Raw genomic sequence first — 15,390 nt, 5'->3', positions numbered from 1 at the left:
TGGCCTTGCCTGCTAGGGTCACATCTGCATCGACCACCAAACCCGCCCGGCCAGTCAACAAAAGTATGAGCATGGGCGTGTCCTTGGGAAGCAAGGTTTTGGCTATTCTGCTTCAATCCCGTCTCACGCCTATCCCCCTTTTTCTGCACTCATTCTCCATGACAACTTCCCCCCTCGCCCTGCTCCAAGACCCCAGCTTGCTTCAAACCAACGCTCTGCTCAACGGCCAATGGGTGTGCGGCAGCGACCGCTTTGCCGTACACGACCCCGCCACTGGTGCCCTGTTGGCACAGGTTGCCAATCTGGGGCCACAAGAGGCCGAAGCCGCCATTGCAGCCGCAGCCGCTGCTTGGCCCGCATGGCGCAACACCACGGCCAAAGAGCGCAGCATGGTGCTGCGGCGTTGGTTTAATTTGCTCATGCAACACCAAGACGACTTGGCCCGCATCATGACCGCAGAACAAGGCAAGCCACTGGCAGAGGCCAAAGGCGAAGTCGCCTACGGTGCCAGCTTTGTCGAGTGGTTTGCTGAAGAAGCCAAACGCGTCAACGGCGAAACCTTGCCCCCATTCGACAATAACCGACGCCTGCTGGTACTCAAACAACCCATTGGTGTTTGCGCTGCCATCACGCCTTGGAACTTCCCCTTGGCCATGATCACCCGCAAGGTAGCTCCAGCACTGGCAGCGGGTTGCCCAGTGGTGATCAAACCGGCCGAACTCACCCCGCTAACGGCGCTGGCGGTGGCTGAACTGGCGCTGCGCGCAGGCATTCCGGCAGGGGTGTTGCATGTATTGACGGCTGACAGTGCCAACAGCATTGCCATTGGCAAGGTGCTGTGCGCCAGCAGCACCGTGCGCCACCTCAGCTTTACCGGCAGCACCGAGGTAGGCCGCATTCTGATGGCCCAATGTGCGCCTACCGTGAAGAAACTGGCGCTGGAACTGGGTGGTAATGCGCCTTTTATTGTGTTTGATGATGCAGACATTGACAGCGCCGTAGAAGGTGCCTTTGCCAGCAAATACCGCAATGCGGGCCAAACCTGCGTTTGTACCAATCGCTTCTATGTCCAAGATGGAGTCTATGACGCGTTTGTCAACAAGTTTGCCGCCAAAGTGCAGACGGCCAAGGTGGGCAATGGCTTTGACGAGGGTGTCAACCAAGGGCCGTTGATTGAAGAGGCTGCGGTGCAAAAAGTGCAGCGCCATGTGGAAGATGCCATCGCCAAAGGAGGACGGGTACTGACTGGCGGCCAACGCCTGTCTGGTTTGGGCAGCGGCCAGTTTTTTGCGCCCACCGTGGTGGCCGATGCTGCTGCCCACATGCTGTGTGCCAGCGAAGAAACCTTTGGCCCACTGGCACCCGTATTCAGGTTTCAAACCGAGCAAGAAGCCATCGAGGCGGCCAACGCCACCGATTTTGGTCTGGCCAGTTACTTTTACAGCCGCGACATTGGCCGAATTTTCCGTGTGGGTGAGGCCTTGGAATATGGCATGGTGGGTGTCAATGTGGGCCTGCTCGCCACTGAACACGTACCGTTTGGTGGTGTCAAGCAATCTGGCTTGGGCCGAGAAGGCTCCCACCACGGCATAGATGATTATCTAGAGATCAAATATTTGTGCTTGGGGGACATACAGTCTTGACTCTATTATTTATTTTTTTCTAATTTCATACCATCTCCCTTGACCGCTAAAGCTTGTGATGTACGCGGTGGTGATCCGTTTTAGGGCGGCAGGGAAAAATCCCGTGCTTTATTACGGACATCGGAGGGGGATGGCATGCGGAACATGATGGGAAAGTTACCCTTGTCCAGCACCCTCCGAGTTCATAAAAGGCTCTAGGCTTTACTGCCTTGGGCTACCGCTGATCTGCTATGGTAAGTTATCGATCACTGCTGCACGATTTGACTTCCCCTGACCACAAAAGTGAGCACACCAAAATAGCGATTATTTGCCGATTCCGTAACATCAAACGCTTCTTGGGTGTTTCCTTTGCTGTCAGTAGCAAATACCTTCAAATACCAGGTTCCATCAGGGAGCATTGGCACCAGCCATTGGTTCTCGGTCAGATCGTTTTGCATCTTGACACTGGAGAAGTCGGGGTTTGCCGAGATCATTGCGGTATAACGAACCGGGTCGCCCTGTAAATCGACCGATTGACCCCAGTTCAACTGAATTTGATTGCCTTGGCTGGTAGCCGACTGCCAGAAAGGCATCGGGTTTTCCAACGTACTGGTGAAGTTGGTGAGATTCGTTTGAATCACTTTGGCGATTCGGGTGCGTTCGGCATCCCATTCGCTGCTTGCAGCATTGCTGACAAGTGGGAGATGGTCGAGATCTGGAGAAGTGGTAATCGATGGCTCAACCAATGGCCGATAAGCATCCATCTTGGCCTTGATTTTGGCTTCGGTTAGGTAACGATCGGCAAGCTCATTCACCATTGCCACCAGTTCAGCCCGGTGCTGAGGATCGCTCAAAAATCGCTGGTGCAGGGGAACGCCCCACCAATTGGCTACGGTTTTCTGGTAGGCTGCATAAAGCGGGCCGGCGGCCCTTTGGCTCGGTTGGTCTTCAAAGCCAAAGGCGCCGTCATAATCCCAGGGCAAGAAGTAGAACTTGTCGTTGGCCTTGGGTTGGTAAAGCGCGAAGTTCTGGTTGATGGTGTCCCGGTTACCCATCAAGATGCTTGTGGCTAACCAGGTCAGGTAATTTTTCCGATCGAAGTATTGAGTGAATACGGTATCGAAGTCCGTGCTCGCATCATTGACCGCGTTGGTCATAGCAATCAGTTTTTCATGATTCCCGTTATCAGCCTCCAGACTTAACACCTTTTCGAATTCGGTTTTATTGAGCGGCTTACCGTTGCCGTCTAGGGCGAGCTTTGGACTCAAGCGGAAGTCGAAATCCTCAGCCTTGTAAATATTGCCATCAGTGGGCAGACCACGTTTGCTAAGGTACTCCTTGCCCATTTTTTCGACGTGGGTAAAAAGTCCGAAGTCTCCGGTGGCGTAACTGACTCCACTGGCGTTCTTGTTGGTGATGCCAATGCGGACGAATTGGGTGCGCAAGCTGGGAATGTGTGGAATGTCTCGAAACAGGTCAAAAGCCAGTTTGTTGCGCATCCGGGTCAGGTCATACGGATGTTTGTTGAACTGCAAGGTTTTTTCATTGCGCCAGGCTGCGGCATCATTGGCCAGTTTGATCCGGTAGGATTTCTGCGCTGCGAGGCGTGAACTATGGCCACGTAAGCGCAGCGTGGCGTTGGTAGCCTTGCCATCATCGGGATAGCCATCGACGATGAAGTGAGCGGCCACTTCTGGAACGATCGCGTCGCTGTCATCCACATCGGCATTCACGTCGGCAAAAGTATAAGTCCCGTCAACCGTGACCACGGTTGCGCTCAATACTTTCGCTTCTTCGACCGCATAGACGGTGGGGTCGTCTTTGACGTAGGGCGATTCTTCCACCGCTACTTCGATCACCGATGCCGGATCTAGCCTAAAGACACTGAGGTCGGTGGAACTCAGTGCAACCTGAAAGGCACGGGTGACGCTGCCGTTGGCATACTCTAAATAGGGGATGTTCAGCTTGAAAGCACCGTTTACCTCAGCGATCGTGGTGGCGTTCACCGCCGGAGTGACCGTGCTCACGCTACCAACCGAACTCGGCTCCAACTGAAAGAGTCCGCCATCGCTGGTGGTCAACGCCATCCGGAATCCTTGTTTGCTGACACCGCCGTTGTATTCCAGATAGGGAATGCTGAGTCGAAAGCCGTTTTGAGCAGCGGTAAAGAAAGGAAACTCCTGGCTACCGGCCAAGGCCGGCAGCAGGAGAGAAGCTGCGCAACAAAGTTGTTTAATCGAATGGGTCATATTGATTCAATGATTGGTTCTGTCGTAATAAGGTCGGTGGCGGTTATGAGGCCAAGTGGTAGAACTGCTCAGCGGTTGAAATGCTGTCCCTCATCTCACAGTTCATCTGCCCCTTGGCAATCATGTGCATGGTCTTAATACCGGCTATCAGGTGCCTTGCTGTATAAAACGACTTCCATCCTAGCATCGGTCTGAGCCGATGCTGGATTGCTCGGTGCGCCTGCTCCTGCTCCACGGGGTTGCTCAGGCACTGGGGGGATTGGCGTTGCTCTCTCTGTAGGCTGCCGTCTTGCATCCACCCTCGCACTGCACCACCTCGGGCACTGAGGAGGCGCCAACATCTGAGAAAGTGGGAGAATCCAGCCACCAGTTCAAGCAAGACGATGTCAATGGTGGCTGCAAAGAATTCACTGCACGGGTACACCGATGCCAGTGATCCGTTCTACATGGATGGCTGCCATGGCCCCGAAACAAATACGGCCTCATCTTCTCCGGGCCAAGGGGGCATCGTTACTGCAACAGCAGACACAGATTCCGACGCAGATGCACGGAATTGAAAATGTGTACCCAAGGGGATCGTGAGACAGACACCGGGCTGTAGGGCAATGATCTCCTCCCGGTCACCTTGTTTGCGCCACATGTCGCCACGGCCTGTCAGAACGAACCACACTTCCTCCACCGTGCGATGGGCCACAGCCTTGGCGACTTTGCCTGCAGCTAGCTCAAAATGTGCCATGCCGCCACCAGACAGGCCAAGCAAGACCCGCACATCGGAGCCATCGGGAGCCGTGATGGTGGGGTCGGTAGGCAGATGCAGGGTGGAAAACGGGTTCATTGCGTGCCAAAACAGGAGAAGACAACCTCACCAGAGGCGAGGGTTTCTAGAAATAAAAAGGCCCTGTATCACAAGACCACAGAACCTAGCCTCATCACCAATAAGAGGCTGAGAGAGGAATCCATCTAGAGCGTATTATGAACTCCCAGCAGCAGCCAATATCTGGCTCGCCGCTAGCAACATCAGCACCACAAACACCAAAAAGTGCAAACACCTGCAGCAACCGCTCGTAGTCTCTCGCTCACCGGCGAAACCTCGCCAGCCAGCCCAAGCTGCGCTCCACCACCCAACGCTTAGGCAACAATACAAAGCCCTTCTTTGCCTCTGGCAACCTCACGATTTCCAACTGCACTCCATGTCCTTGGGCATCACTGCGCGCTTTGTCTCCCGTATAGCCCTGATCGGCCCACGCTAACTTCACTGTCTCCCCCGTGACCTACTGCACAGCCTCACACAGCACCTGCACCTGCGCGCGTTCCTGTTCATGGGCGGGTGTCACATGCAAGGCCAGCAAATGCCTCAGCGTATCGACTGCCATGTGAACCTTGCTGCCACGCCTGCACTTATAACGGTCATAACCGGCCCGAGGGCTGCTCTCACAGCTCGATTGCAGAGTGCGTCCATCCAGAATCACCGTACTGGGCTGGCCTTGTTTGCCTTGAGCGACACAAATGATGGAGCGCAGAGCTGAGGCCATCGCGTCAAAGCAACCAGCCTGCAGCCAGCGGTGTGTTGGTTGGTATACCGCTTCCCAAGGAGGCAGATCATTGGGCAGTATGCGCCAAGGAGCTTCAGCACGCACGAGCCAGCGCAGGGCGTTAAAGGCTTTTTGCAGATCGTAGTGACGTTGGGGCGCCTCGGTGATGATCAGTGTCAAGTACGGTAGAGCGAAATCCCATTCCTCGCCACTGACATCGGTGGGGTAGGGCTTGCGGGAGATGACCACAATTTAACCCAAGGCCAGGCCAGGTCTGAGTTCATGACACGCTCTAGGGAGGGCGACCGTCTAACGCTTGTCAGTTAAGGTGTCCAAACGGTTGCTGCCGACAGCGGCAAGTGGCATGCAACGCACAGAGAGGTGCCGACATGGCAGATATCCAAACGGTCATGAAACGGCTTTGCTCAGCTCGGCGACTGGGTGGGCCAAGACGACCGCTTGCTGGTTCAGGACAAAACGACAACGGTGTAGCGAAGAAAAGCGAATTGCTCATCTTGCCGAAGCCGAGGTGCAAAGCCTGAGCTTGGGCCGAGTTACATCAACCATGGTAGATGCCAACGGTAACGCCCACAAACAAGTGGGTACCTACACCCGCACAGACGGTACCAACCACGCTATGACTGAGTTTGGTTTGGCTAGGACACGGCGCGTACAGCAACGCTGTATCGTTGCCAAAGAAGAATGAAAAAAGAGCAAGCAATATATAAAAAATAAGCAATAAGTTTATTTTTTATATACACAGACAAGGCGCATCCAATTTCCGAGGTAACTCATGAGTCCATCTGCGAAATTCCGTTGGGGCAAACGCACCTTGTGGTGGCTGATCGGCCTGCTTGGGCTGTCGGGTGTGCTGCTGTTGTGGCGTTTTGCCTCCCCCATACTTCTTGGAAACCCGTTCGAGCCACCAGGGATGGCGGCGGCCCACTATACAACGCGCGATGTAGTAGGTGATCTGGGTGGTGTACCGGTCACCATTCCCCGCCACTTTGCCAACTTTGTGGAATACGAAGGCGACCCCGGCTGGGGAGAGAAACGCAAAGGCCCCCGGCACGAGCGCACTCACCAATCCAGGCTGGTGAGCTTTGGCTACGACACGCGCTTTCCAGACATGGCAGGTGAGTCCAGCCAGGAACTGATCAAGGATAAAAGCAGTTATTCGATTTACACAACGCCCTGGATCAGCGTTGGCATCACGACCGGCAATATTTATCCCGGTGACGGATTTTTGGATCGGCTCACTACGGCCAACATCGGCAATGTTGAACGCATTCTCAAATACGAACAGTATGAACCGTTGCCCGAACCAGAGCATGGTTTGACAGTTTATGCGGCTGTGGGAATTGACCCCAATACCAAAAAACTTTACTGGGAACATCCCAACGCCAAAGATATCTTTGTACATCGCGATAAAACGGAGCGGGTGGATACCTATATCCGATGCAGCAATCGGCTAGGGGTTCCATCGCAGCCATGTACGCACGATTTCAGCTTGGAGCCGCACATGCATGCAAATGTGTATGTGAGCTACCGCCGTACTCAGCTGCCTCATTGGCGAGAGATTCAACAGGCCGTGGCGCAGCAGATTCTGAGTTTCAAAGCACTACCAACGAATGCGGCATCTAAGCCTTGATGCCACATCGTTGAAACCAGGTTTTTTAAATTTATCCACCAGGAAGCCATCTATGCCACAACCACTTACCAGCACACAAATTCGGCAATACATCAACCAAATTGACACCGGTGGCGTTGAGCAACGCCCGCCAAATCTATGACACCCTGAACGACCAAGGCAACCGCTACGCGGGCTGGGCAGTGGACGTGGCCCGTGGTGACTCCACCACCGGCGTTGCGGCGCTGAACTTTTTGCAAGACACAGCACTCATGGCCTGGGCGGTGAAACCTGCCGCAACCTGATACCGGTGCAAATTGGGGCCGTCTCAGAATTCGGAAAAAATCTACATGAACTTCCCTAGTAGTCAAGCAGGGTAGGTGCGTTTTTCCTTGAAGACGATTTCCTAGCGATTGAAGCAGCGAACCTAGCGTGTCATGGTTAAATCAATGGCTGGTTACGACCCAAAGCTATCATTCCTTGCCGATTAGGTTACTGTAAATTTTGTGAGCAATTTCTACTCGTTCAGCATTGGGGTAGTTTTTATTGGCAAGCAACACAACTCCAAAGCGCTTTTGAGGCAAAAACGCAACGTAAGCACCGAAGCCATTGGTGGACCCCGTCTTATTGACCCACACATTACTGTTAGGTGGCATGGCAGGCTCTTTTGCTCTTACTGGGTGTGGATTCAGGATAAGTTTGGGAGCGTTGCCTTCTTGCAGCGTAGATAAGTCAACAGGCATTGCATATTCCTCCCAGATGAGGTCTTGAGTCATCTGGCCTACGCTGAAATAGCTCTTGCGGGTATTGTTTAAAGCCGCTTGCAGCGTGCTATCCACGAGCAACATGCCCATGTTTGCCTTCACAAAGGTGCTCAGGTCAGAAGCCGTGGTTTTGATGCCGTAGGCTTCACTATCCAACATGCCTGGATTGACGCGCACAGGCTTCTTATCCTTGTTGTAGCCCCAGGCGTAGCTGGGCATCTTCTGTGTAGGGACGCTCAGATAAGTGCTAGCCAAACCAAGGGGCTGGAAAAGGGTTTGAGCCATGGCCGTAACAAAATCTTGGCCCATACTTTTCGCCGTAATCCACCCTAAAGCACCGATGCTTGGATTCGCATAAGTACGCATCGTGCCGGTTTTGTACGCAGGCTTCCAGGTGCGGAAGTATTCCAGAAGCTGCTCCCGAGTTTGGACTTCGTCAGGCACCTGTAGAGGAATACCGCCAACGGTGTGTGTACCAAGATGGAAAAGCTGCAAGTTGCCGAAGTCCGTACCTGCCAACTCAGGCAAATACTTTGCTGCTGTATCGGTCAGCTTTAGCTTCCCAGTGGCTTCTGCGTGCGTCGCCAGTGTGGCCGTGAAGGTCTTGCTGATAGAGCCAATTTCAAAAATCGTCTCGTCAGTTACTGGTTTTTTTTTCTCAACATCTGATACGCCATAGTTGAAGACATAAGTCTTTTCACTCAGTACCAATGCCACAGCCATACCAGGAATTTGGTTCTTTTCCATGGCAGGCAGCACGACTGTAGAGATGGCTTTCATTGCTTCAGCACTGGAAATTTCAGCAGCGTTAACAGCCGAGCCAATACTAAAGACAGCGCTTGTCAGAAGAACAATAAATAGACGGTTTTTCAATTTTTACTTTACGGGTGAAGGAGGAAAGCCGACGCTGGCACTTTGGTGCAATTGAGTGCTGTTACGCTGCGAGCTGGGGATTCTACAAAATTTGATAGCAAATTGGCTCTGCATCGCGGAGCAATGGATGACTGCTTCTGGCCGATTCCTGGCGTTCAAAAGCACGATTAGGTGAAGGTAAGACAACCTTCTGGAGTTCGTATTAAATCAGCGAACTCATTAGAGCGTGTTATGAATAGCCCCTGGTTTCGTTGAGACACCTTTACCTGAGGGCGGCTTCGAAATCAGCGATCAGGTCAGCCACCTCTTCCAATCCCACGGAGACTCGGATTAGGCCTTCAGCAATACCCATCTCCTTTCGGGTATCCACGCCGGCCTCCCAGAAAATAGTCGGTGCAACGGGGATGATTAGTGTGCGAGTATCGCCAAGACCAGTGGATTTAATGGCCAGGGAAAGGCGGTTGAGTACATCGATCATTGAGGATGGGTCGCGTAACTCGAAGCTTAGTAACCAAGAGCCGGCGGAGAAGAGCCGCTTCGCGCGCTCGTGGTCCGCGTGAGATGTCAACCATGGGTAGTGAACAGCATCAATCTTCGGATGCTGCTCAAGCCACCGAGCCAAGCTGAGAGCCGTTTTGCTGGCCTGTTTTATCCGTAGGGATAATGTCTCGCTGCCAATGCTGATGCGATGCGCCTGGTCCGAGCACATCGTCCCCCCCATGTCACGGAGGCCCTTCTTGCGAATTTGCAGCAGTCCCCACCCCTTGGGCTCGCCCTTCCGATAAGACGAGAATAGGTTCGGGTAAACGGTCCAATCGAATAGCCCCGTGTCTGTAACAGCACCACCCAATGCCTCCCCGTGACCGGCAATGGTCTTGGTCAGCGAGTTGATCACCAGGCTCGCGCCGACCGAGCGAGGCCGGAATAGCGCCGGTGAGGTAATGGTGTTGTCCACTACGTAGACAATCCCGCGCTCGCGACACAATTGTCCAATGCCTTCCAGGTCCACCACCTGGGTCCGAGGATTGGCGATAGTCTCGACAAAAACCATGCGCGTCTCGGGACGGATTGCGGCTGCCACGGCCTCAACCGAACAGGCGTTCACCTTGTCTACGGCAATTCCAAGGCCCTCGACCGTACCAAGGAGACTGTTGGTGTTGCCGAAGATGAATCTGCTCGCGACAAGATGGTCCCCTGCACGTAGGAGCGAAAGCAAGGTCGCCGCGATTGCACCCATACCGGTTGCAAAGCATACCGTTCCTACACCGGCTTCCAAGGCGGTGATCTTGGACTCAAGGGCAGCGGTGGTCGGGGTACCTTGGCGGGCGTATTGGTAACCGCCTTTGTAGGTGCCCTGAAAAGCGCCGATCAAGTCTTCAACCCGGTCGAAACCATACTGCACCGAAGTATGAATCGGCTTGTGGAGGCCCCCATGTTCGACGCCAAAGCGGCGATCAGAATGAACATTGTCGGTGGAGAGGGCGCGGCTGACAGCGAATGACTCTTGTAAGGCGGTGTCTATTGGCATGACGATTCGGGAATTTCAAAAAACTTAAGCGTTGGCGTTACGTCGCATCTCGGAGCGCGCGAGCACAAACACCGCCAACGCGAGAGGTATGAAGGATAGCCAGAGCACCGTGTTCCATCCGTAGGCCGTCAGGAAGCCCCCAGATAGCAAAGAGCCCAAAGCCACCATCCCGAACAAGATGAAGTGATTGAACGACTGGACGCGTGTTTTTTCTTCAGGGCGATGACATTCCAGGACGAGTGCCGATGCGCCCACAAACCCGAAATTCCAGCCAATGCCGAGCAGGATCAGCGTCAGCCAAAAATGGGTGACATCTACCCCTAATAAGCCAATGCCGGCCGAAATTCCAGTCAACACTAGGCCTGCCATCACAACCAGTCGCGCACTAAAGCGCGTAATCAGTTGCCCAGTAAAAAAACTCGGGGCATACATTGCGATGACGTGCCATTGAACGCCCAGGTTTGCAGACTCCTGCGACAAGCCGCACATCCGCATGGCCAAAGGGGCAGCCGTCATAAGGAAGTTCATCAACAGATAAGAGACGACACCACAGGTAACGGCCGTAATGAATTCGGGTTGCCGCACAATCAGGCGGATAGGACGTCCTTCGGCAACTTCTTTTTTTGTCGGCTTGGGAAGCCGGACGCCAACCAGGATAACTGCAGACAAGGCAGCCACGGCTGCTTGTCCCATGAAGGTTCCTGCAAACGTATACGGTGCCCACCAATCCATGGTGTGCGTGACGAGCTGCGGCCCAATCACGCCGGCAAAGACTCCACCAGCCATGACGAAGGACAATGCTTGGGGACGTTTTGCCAGCGGTACGCAATCAGCGGCAGCAAAGCGGAACGTGAGGACCACGGCCGCGTACGCGCCACCAAAAAGCATCGCCAGGCAGAAAAGCCAGAATGAGCCCATCAACACAGCCAAAGCAGAGACCAAGCCGATTAGTACGCCGCATACCGTTCCCAAGAGAAAAGCCGTACGTCGTCCGTAGCGCTGAGCAATCATGCCGGCTGGTAGTGAGCATGCGGTCATTCCCAGCACAAAAATGGTGATCGGAAGAGTCGCCCATGCTCGATCGGGGGCAAGCATGTTGCCAACGATGGCGCCAGTTGCATAGACAACCACCGCGTTTGCCCCGGAAAGAGCCTGCGCCACCGTCAGCCTGACGATGTTGCTCTTTGAGTGTGCGTAAAGACTTGTAGAGTCGAGTTCGGTTTCGTCGTTAAGACCCATTGTGGGCTTCCTTCATCGTCAGAACCATCCGGAATTTGACGGTACCAGACTTCATTTTTTTATAAGCCTCGAATGCTCTTTCCAGAGGCATGGTTTCAATCAGAGGACGTATACCGGCGAGAACACTGAAATTCAGTGCTTTCTCATTTTCGTAGGGTGTGCCGGTAATGGAACCAAGCAAGCTGCGCTCGCCAACGACGAGATGGCCGGGTGTCACAGGTAGCGAATCCTTGCCAGCGCCCAGGAGCACCAGCCGGCCGCGAGGAGCAAGGCCTGGCAATACGGCGGATACTGTTCCCACCTGGCTAATTGTCGTAACGATGGCTTGAGCACCGCCCATGGACTGGAGTTGGGCAGCAGCATCCTCGACCTGGGTGTCGATGTAGACGTGAGCGCCCAAGGACAGGACGTCTGCGGAGATGTCCTGGCCGCGTCCGATGGCAACCACCTTGAAGCCCATCTTCCGGGCATACTGCAGCGCCATGTGCCCCAGGCCTCCGATACCCAGGATCGCAACGAGATCGCCGGCTTCTGCGCCAGATTTTTTCAGTGCGTTGAAGGTCGCGATGCCAGCACAGAGAATCGGGGCGACTTCCACGGAAGCGAGTTCGTCGGGGATCGAGACAAGCCCGGTGCTGCGCACCCGCATCATCTCGGCGTAACCGCCATCACAGGAGGCACCGACAGACGGCTGATTCTCGCAGAGCTGGAACCGTCCCTGACGGCACTGTGGGCATGCATTGCAGTGGCCACCGAGTCGACCTACGCCGACGCGTTGCCCAAGCTTCCAGATCGAGGGGACGTGCTCCCCGATAGCGGCAATGCGGCCAATCACCTCATGGCCTGGCACCCGCGGGGGCTGTAGCGAAGAATCTGCATCCTCAATATCAGTTGCATCGGCACCACAGATGCCGCAGGCTTCGACCTCAATCAGCACCTCACCAACACCAGGCTCAGGGGTTTTCCGCTCCACCAGCTCCAGGGTGCCGGGCTGGGTAATTTGCATTGCGCGATAGGTTGCCCTCATGAGGCTGCCTCCACTTTGTTCATAATTTGCATCACTGCATATTCAGCGGCTTCGACTGCCCCGGCAAGATAACCTGCGTCTCGGCGACCGGCCTCACTGCCGGCTAACCAAATGCGGTTATTCCATTTGCCAGGCACCGAGGCAAGGCCTCGCGGAATTGGATGTCCTCCCGCTTCCCCATCATCCGCTGTCGCAGTCAGCGAATCGCTGGCCCAATCCTTATACAGGGTCGCATGGGGACGGCCGGCTTCTGGCCCAAACAGCTGGGCGAGTTGCTGGATGGACGCTTCGATGATCGCATCGCGTCCAACCTTCTCGCGCTGCCGTATCAGAATGCCGACAAAGCCAAACAAGGCTGCTTTCCCGGAAGCCGTAGTCGCATCATGAATTTCCGAGAGTGGGCCGACCATGCTTTGAGCTGTCCCGGAGAGACCGGCTTCACGCCAGAATGGCCGATCGTAGAGGGCAAAAAACTTGGCGTGAGGCGCCATCCAGGTCGGTGTATCACGCCAGTTCCGGGCCGTTGCGGCATCCAAGGCGGGCGAGAATTCAACCGTGGCTTCGAGAAGGCGTGGTGGCAGGGCAAACAGGACATAGGTCGCCTCTATGCGTTGGGTCATGCCCTCAGCATTGACGAAGCAGACTTCTGCACCTGCTTCATTAAGGGTGGCATGAGTGACACGCGAACCAAGCTGGATATTGTCTTTTGGCAACGCTGCGGCCAGTACCGAAACAATGGCACCAATACCTCCATGCAGTCGCATCGACTCTGGAACTTGGCGAATGCCCTGGAAGCGCTCTGGGGTTTGGCTATGCATCCGCTGAAAGACGATGTCGCCATCGCTATGCTGCGGAAAATAGCGAAGTCCAAGCTCACCCACGAGGTAGTTCATCGCCGATTGCATACCCGGCCAGAACCATGAGGGCCCAAGGTCAAAGCCGTCATCCGAGACCTCCCCCGCGGCATCAGTCGAAAGGATCCGCCCTCCCAATCGGTCACGGGCCTCAAGAAGGTGAAAACCGATACCGGCTTGATGAAGGAAGCGGGCTGCCGTCAGGCCGGCGAGCCCACCTCCGATGATGAGGACGGAAGTCTTCATGGTACTCAGGTTCGACGACTATTTCGGCAAGGCTTCAATGGTGTCGAAGACGCGCGCAGTGTAGGCAAGGGCAGCACCTGCATTGAGCAGGATCGTGGTACCCAATGCCTCTGCGATTTCTTCGTTCGATGCACCCAGTTCTACGGCCTTTTGGGCGTGGACCGAGATACAACCATCGCAACGAGTCGTGACCGCAACGGCAAGTGCGATCAGAGCATGGATTTTCGGCTCCAGTTTGCCGTTCTTTGCAGCGCTGTTCTCAATCGTTTTCATTCCGCTCAGAACATCGGGGCTCAAGTTGGCGAAGTCGCCAATACGACTCATTAGTGAATCTCGGTAGGCATTCCAGTCTTGCATCATGGCAATCTATTTCCTGGGAGAAATGGCCAGACACCGAATACGCGCCCGGCAGAGACAATTTAGGCGACTTGATAGATGCGTACGTCCGGAGCTGCTTCCAGCAGCGGCTTCAGGGCTTCGACGACATCGGCGTTAAACAACGCGCTCTGCAGGTAGGCGCTTGCGTTCTCTGCAGTGTCGAAGCCGTGTAGCACTTGCACGTCTTCGCTACGCACCAGCAGTTCTTTAGATTTGGCACCGGTAATGGTGTCGCGGAACGGTGCCTTGTACTGCTGATAAATACCGGCGGCGGCAGGCCGATTGGCATCGGGGATCTTGAGGGTGATTTGCAGATAAACCATTTCATTTCTCTTGGTTGAGTGTTCGTTTGGCCAGGAGGCCGGCCTCGACCCACCATTCAAAGCGCACCTTGAATGCGGATTGAATTGTTTACTTGTCCGCTTTCGCCAGCAAATGAGATAAAGTGTGTGGCATTAAAAGAAAATCTTTATCGAGATGAAGGCTCCCGTCCATCTCAATGCCTTACGTGCTTTCGAGGCCAGCGCACGACATCAAAGCTTTTCTGCGGCAGCAATCGAGCTTCACGTCACACCTGCAGCGGTCGGCCAACTTGTACGGACCTTGGAAGAATGGCTGGGCACCCCAGTGTTTCTCCGCAATAACAGCGGACGTGCTCGACTTGTCCCAACAGAAGCGGCCGAACGTGCGTTATCTGAGATTCGTGCCGGTTTTGACCGACTGGCGCTTGGTTTGGAACGCCTCAAAGAGGGGGCGGCTAGCGGGGTACTCACCGTCACGGTCAGCCCAGCCTTCGCCGCCAAATGGCTTTTGCCCCGCATCGACGGCTTCCACACTGCCTGGCCAGATACTGATCTGCGGTTGGACACGAGTCTTAGGGGAGTAGATTTTGTTGCCCAGCGGGTCGATATCGGCGTGCGCTATGGCACAGGAAGCTGGCCTAGATTAGCGGCTGACAAACTGATGGATGAGGAAGTCTATCTGGTGTGTTCCCCCAAGCTGCTAGTTGAGCCAGGTCGCTTGCAGACACCAGCTGATCTGTCCTGGGAGACTCTCATTGATGACCTTTCGATGGACGGTCACTCAGGCTTTCCTACCTGGGATTCTTGGCTGCAGAAAGCCGGTGTGATAGAGGTGGCAACGAAGCGTGGTATGCGGATTAACAACTCCGCCGCCGTACTTCAGGCGGCCATTGATGGGCTTGGTATAGCCCTGGCTCGTAGCGTCATGGCACGTGACGATCTGGCTGCTGGGCGTCTCGTGCGCTTGTTTCCGGAAATCAACTACGCATCGGAACTTGCCTATTACGTCGTCTATCGGCCGGAGTGTGCAAGCTTGCCAAAGCTGATCGCATTCCGCGATTGGATTATTGGCGCAGCCAACGCGGGCTAGTTTGGGGTTGCTTCAGAATTCGAAAAAAATCTACTGGGACTTCCTAAGTAGTCAAG

At 54.7% G+C, this 15,390-nt stretch carries 14 protein-coding genes and 1 pseudogene; 4 read left to right on the top strand and 11 right to left on the bottom strand.

The window, feature by feature from the left end; all coding sequences use genetic code 11:
* Nucleotides 1-158: 158 nt before the first annotated feature.
* Complete coding sequence (locus ACYVB2_RS06010; RefSeq protein WP_382434098.1) at nt 159-1,643, top strand: NAD-dependent succinate-semialdehyde dehydrogenase; 1,485 nt, start codon at nt 159-161, stop codon at nt 1,641-1,643.
* A 245-nt stretch (nt 1,644-1,888) separates the two neighbouring features.
* Here the strand turns inward: ACYVB2_RS06010 and ACYVB2_RS06005 are convergent, their stop codons facing one another.
* From ACYVB2_RS06005 to ACYVB2_RS05990, 4 genes and pseudogenes are all read right to left on the bottom strand, one after another.
* Nucleotides 1,889-3,871: a CotH kinase family protein gene (locus tag ACYVB2_RS06005; RefSeq protein WP_382434100.1), complete on the bottom strand. Its 1,983-nt coding sequence runs from the start codon at nt 3,869-3,871 to the stop codon at nt 1,889-1,891.
* Nucleotides 3,872-3,914: 43 nt separating this feature from the next.
* Complete coding sequence (locus tag ACYVB2_RS06000; protein WP_382434102.1) at nt 3,915-4,166, bottom strand: DDE-type integrase/transposase/recombinase; 252 nt, start codon at nt 4,164-4,166, stop codon at nt 3,915-3,917.
* A gap of 147 nt (nt 4,167-4,313) precedes the next feature.
* Nucleotides 4,314-4,706, bottom strand: coding sequence for a cupin domain-containing protein (locus ACYVB2_RS05995; RefSeq protein ID WP_382434104.1), 393 nt, complete (start codon nt 4,704-4,706; stop codon nt 4,314-4,316).
* 135 nt (nt 4,707-4,841) lie between these two features.
* A pseudogene (locus ACYVB2_RS05990) lies at nt 4,842-5,646 on the bottom strand (IS5 family transposase).
* A gap of 550 nt (nt 5,647-6,196) precedes the next feature.
* Between ACYVB2_RS05990 and ACYVB2_RS05985 the strand changes: the two are divergent.
* Together ACYVB2_RS05985 and ACYVB2_RS05980 are read left to right on the top strand one after the other, a co-directional pair.
* A complete protein-coding gene (locus ACYVB2_RS05985) occupies nt 6,197-7,054 on the top strand; it encodes a hypothetical protein (protein WP_382430534.1) in 858 nt (285 codons plus the stop codon).
* A 110-nt stretch (nt 7,055-7,164) separates the two neighbouring features.
* On the top strand, nt 7,165-7,338 hold the full coding sequence (locus tag ACYVB2_RS05980; protein ID WP_382430536.1) for a hypothetical protein: 174 nt from the start codon (nt 7,165-7,167) through the stop codon (nt 7,336-7,338).
* Between the two features lie 168 nt (nt 7,339-7,506).
* Here ACYVB2_RS05980 and ampC read toward each other — a convergent pair whose 3' ends face one another.
* The 7 genes from ampC to ACYVB2_RS05945 form a co-directional block, all read right to left on the bottom strand.
* Complete coding sequence (ampC, locus tag ACYVB2_RS05975; protein WP_382430538.1) at nt 7,507-8,670, bottom strand: class C beta-lactamase; 1,164 nt, start codon at nt 8,668-8,670, stop codon at nt 7,507-7,509.
* A gap of 262 nt (nt 8,671-8,932) precedes the next feature.
* A complete protein-coding gene (locus ACYVB2_RS05970) occupies nt 8,933-10,198 on the bottom strand; it encodes a cystathionine gamma-synthase family protein (RefSeq protein WP_382430540.1) in 1,266 nt (421 codons plus the stop codon).
* A gap of 24 nt (nt 10,199-10,222) precedes the next feature.
* Nucleotides 10,223-11,437, bottom strand: a complete 1,215-nt coding sequence (locus ACYVB2_RS05965; protein WP_382430542.1) for an MFS transporter — start codon at nt 11,435-11,437, stop codon at nt 10,223-10,225.
* Nucleotides 11,427-12,464: an alcohol dehydrogenase gene (locus ACYVB2_RS05960; protein ID WP_382430544.1), complete on the bottom strand. Its 1,038-nt coding sequence runs from the start codon at nt 12,462-12,464 to the stop codon at nt 11,427-11,429. Before ACYVB2_RS05960 ends, ACYVB2_RS05965 begins: the two co-directional genes overlap by 11 nt.
* Nucleotides 12,461-13,564: a flavin monoamine oxidase family protein gene (locus tag ACYVB2_RS05955; protein WP_382430546.1), complete on the bottom strand. Its 1,104-nt coding sequence runs from the start codon at nt 13,562-13,564 to the stop codon at nt 12,461-12,463. The genes ACYVB2_RS05960 and ACYVB2_RS05955 overlap by 4 nt, the downstream gene beginning before the upstream one ends.
* 18 nt (nt 13,565-13,582) lie before the next feature.
* Complete coding sequence (locus tag ACYVB2_RS05950; RefSeq protein ID WP_382430548.1) at nt 13,583-13,924, bottom strand: carboxymuconolactone decarboxylase family protein; 342 nt, start codon at nt 13,922-13,924, stop codon at nt 13,583-13,585.
* A 59-nt stretch (nt 13,925-13,983) separates the two neighbouring features.
* Nucleotides 13,984-14,265, bottom strand: coding sequence for a hypothetical protein (locus ACYVB2_RS05945; protein WP_382430550.1), 282 nt, complete (start codon nt 14,263-14,265; stop codon nt 13,984-13,986).
* 154 nt (nt 14,266-14,419) lie between these two features.
* Here ACYVB2_RS05945 and gcvA point away from each other — a divergent pair, with 154 nt between their 5' ends.
* Nucleotides 14,420-15,334, top strand: coding sequence for a transcriptional regulator GcvA (gene gcvA, locus ACYVB2_RS05940; protein ID WP_382430552.1), 915 nt, complete (start codon nt 14,420-14,422; stop codon nt 15,332-15,334).
* Nucleotides 15,335-15,390: the final 56 nt, after the last annotated feature.

The organism is Giesbergeria giesbergeri, assembly GCF_054779375.1.
The sequence above is the reverse complement of the archived record's forward strand: the minus strand, read 5'-3'. Positions and strand labels throughout refer to the sequence as shown.

What these genes read in the sequence shown, in the direction of transcription:
- ACYVB2_RS05985 (WP_382430534.1), top strand. Translation starts at nt 6,197, where the DNA reads ATGAGTCCATCTGCGAAATTCCGTTGGGGCAAACGCACCTTGTGGTGG.
- ACYVB2_RS06000 (WP_382434102.1), bottom strand. Translation starts at nt 4,166, where the DNA reads ATGCAAGACGGCAGCCTACAGAGAGAGCAACGCCAATCCCCCCAGTGC.
- ACYVB2_RS05965 (WP_382430542.1), bottom strand. Translation starts at nt 11,437, where the DNA reads ATGGGTCTTAACGACGAAACCGAACTCGACTCTACAAGTCTTTACGCA.
- ACYVB2_RS05995 (WP_382434104.1), bottom strand. Translation starts at nt 4,706, where the DNA reads ATGAACCCGTTTTCCACCCTGCATCTGCCTACCGACCCCACCATCACG.
- ACYVB2_RS05960 (WP_382430544.1), bottom strand. Translation starts at nt 12,464, where the DNA reads ATGAGGGCAACCTATCGCGCAATGCAAATTACCCAGCCCGGCACCCTG.
- ACYVB2_RS05950 (WP_382430548.1), bottom strand. Translation starts at nt 13,924, where the DNA reads ATGATGCAAGACTGGAATGCCTACCGAGATTCACTAATGAGTCGTATT.
- ACYVB2_RS05970 (WP_382430540.1), bottom strand. Translation starts at nt 10,198, where the DNA reads ATGCCAATAGACACCGCCTTACAAGAGTCATTCGCTGTCAGCCGCGCC.
- ACYVB2_RS05945 (WP_382430550.1), bottom strand. Translation starts at nt 14,265, where the DNA reads ATGGTTTATCTGCAAATCACCCTCAAGATCCCCGATGCCAATCGGCCT.
- gcvA (WP_382430552.1), top strand. Translation starts at nt 14,420, where the DNA reads ATGAAGGCTCCCGTCCATCTCAATGCCTTACGTGCTTTCGAGGCCAGC.
- ACYVB2_RS06010 (WP_382434098.1), top strand. Translation starts at nt 159, where the DNA reads ATGACAACTTCCCCCCTCGCCCTGCTCCAAGACCCCAGCTTGCTTCAA.
- ACYVB2_RS06005 (WP_382434100.1), bottom strand. Translation starts at nt 3,871, where the DNA reads ATGACCCATTCGATTAAACAACTTTGTTGCGCAGCTTCTCTCCTGCTG.
- ACYVB2_RS05955 (WP_382430546.1), bottom strand. Translation starts at nt 13,564, where the DNA reads ATGAAGACTTCCGTCCTCATCATCGGAGGTGGGCTCGCCGGCCTGACG.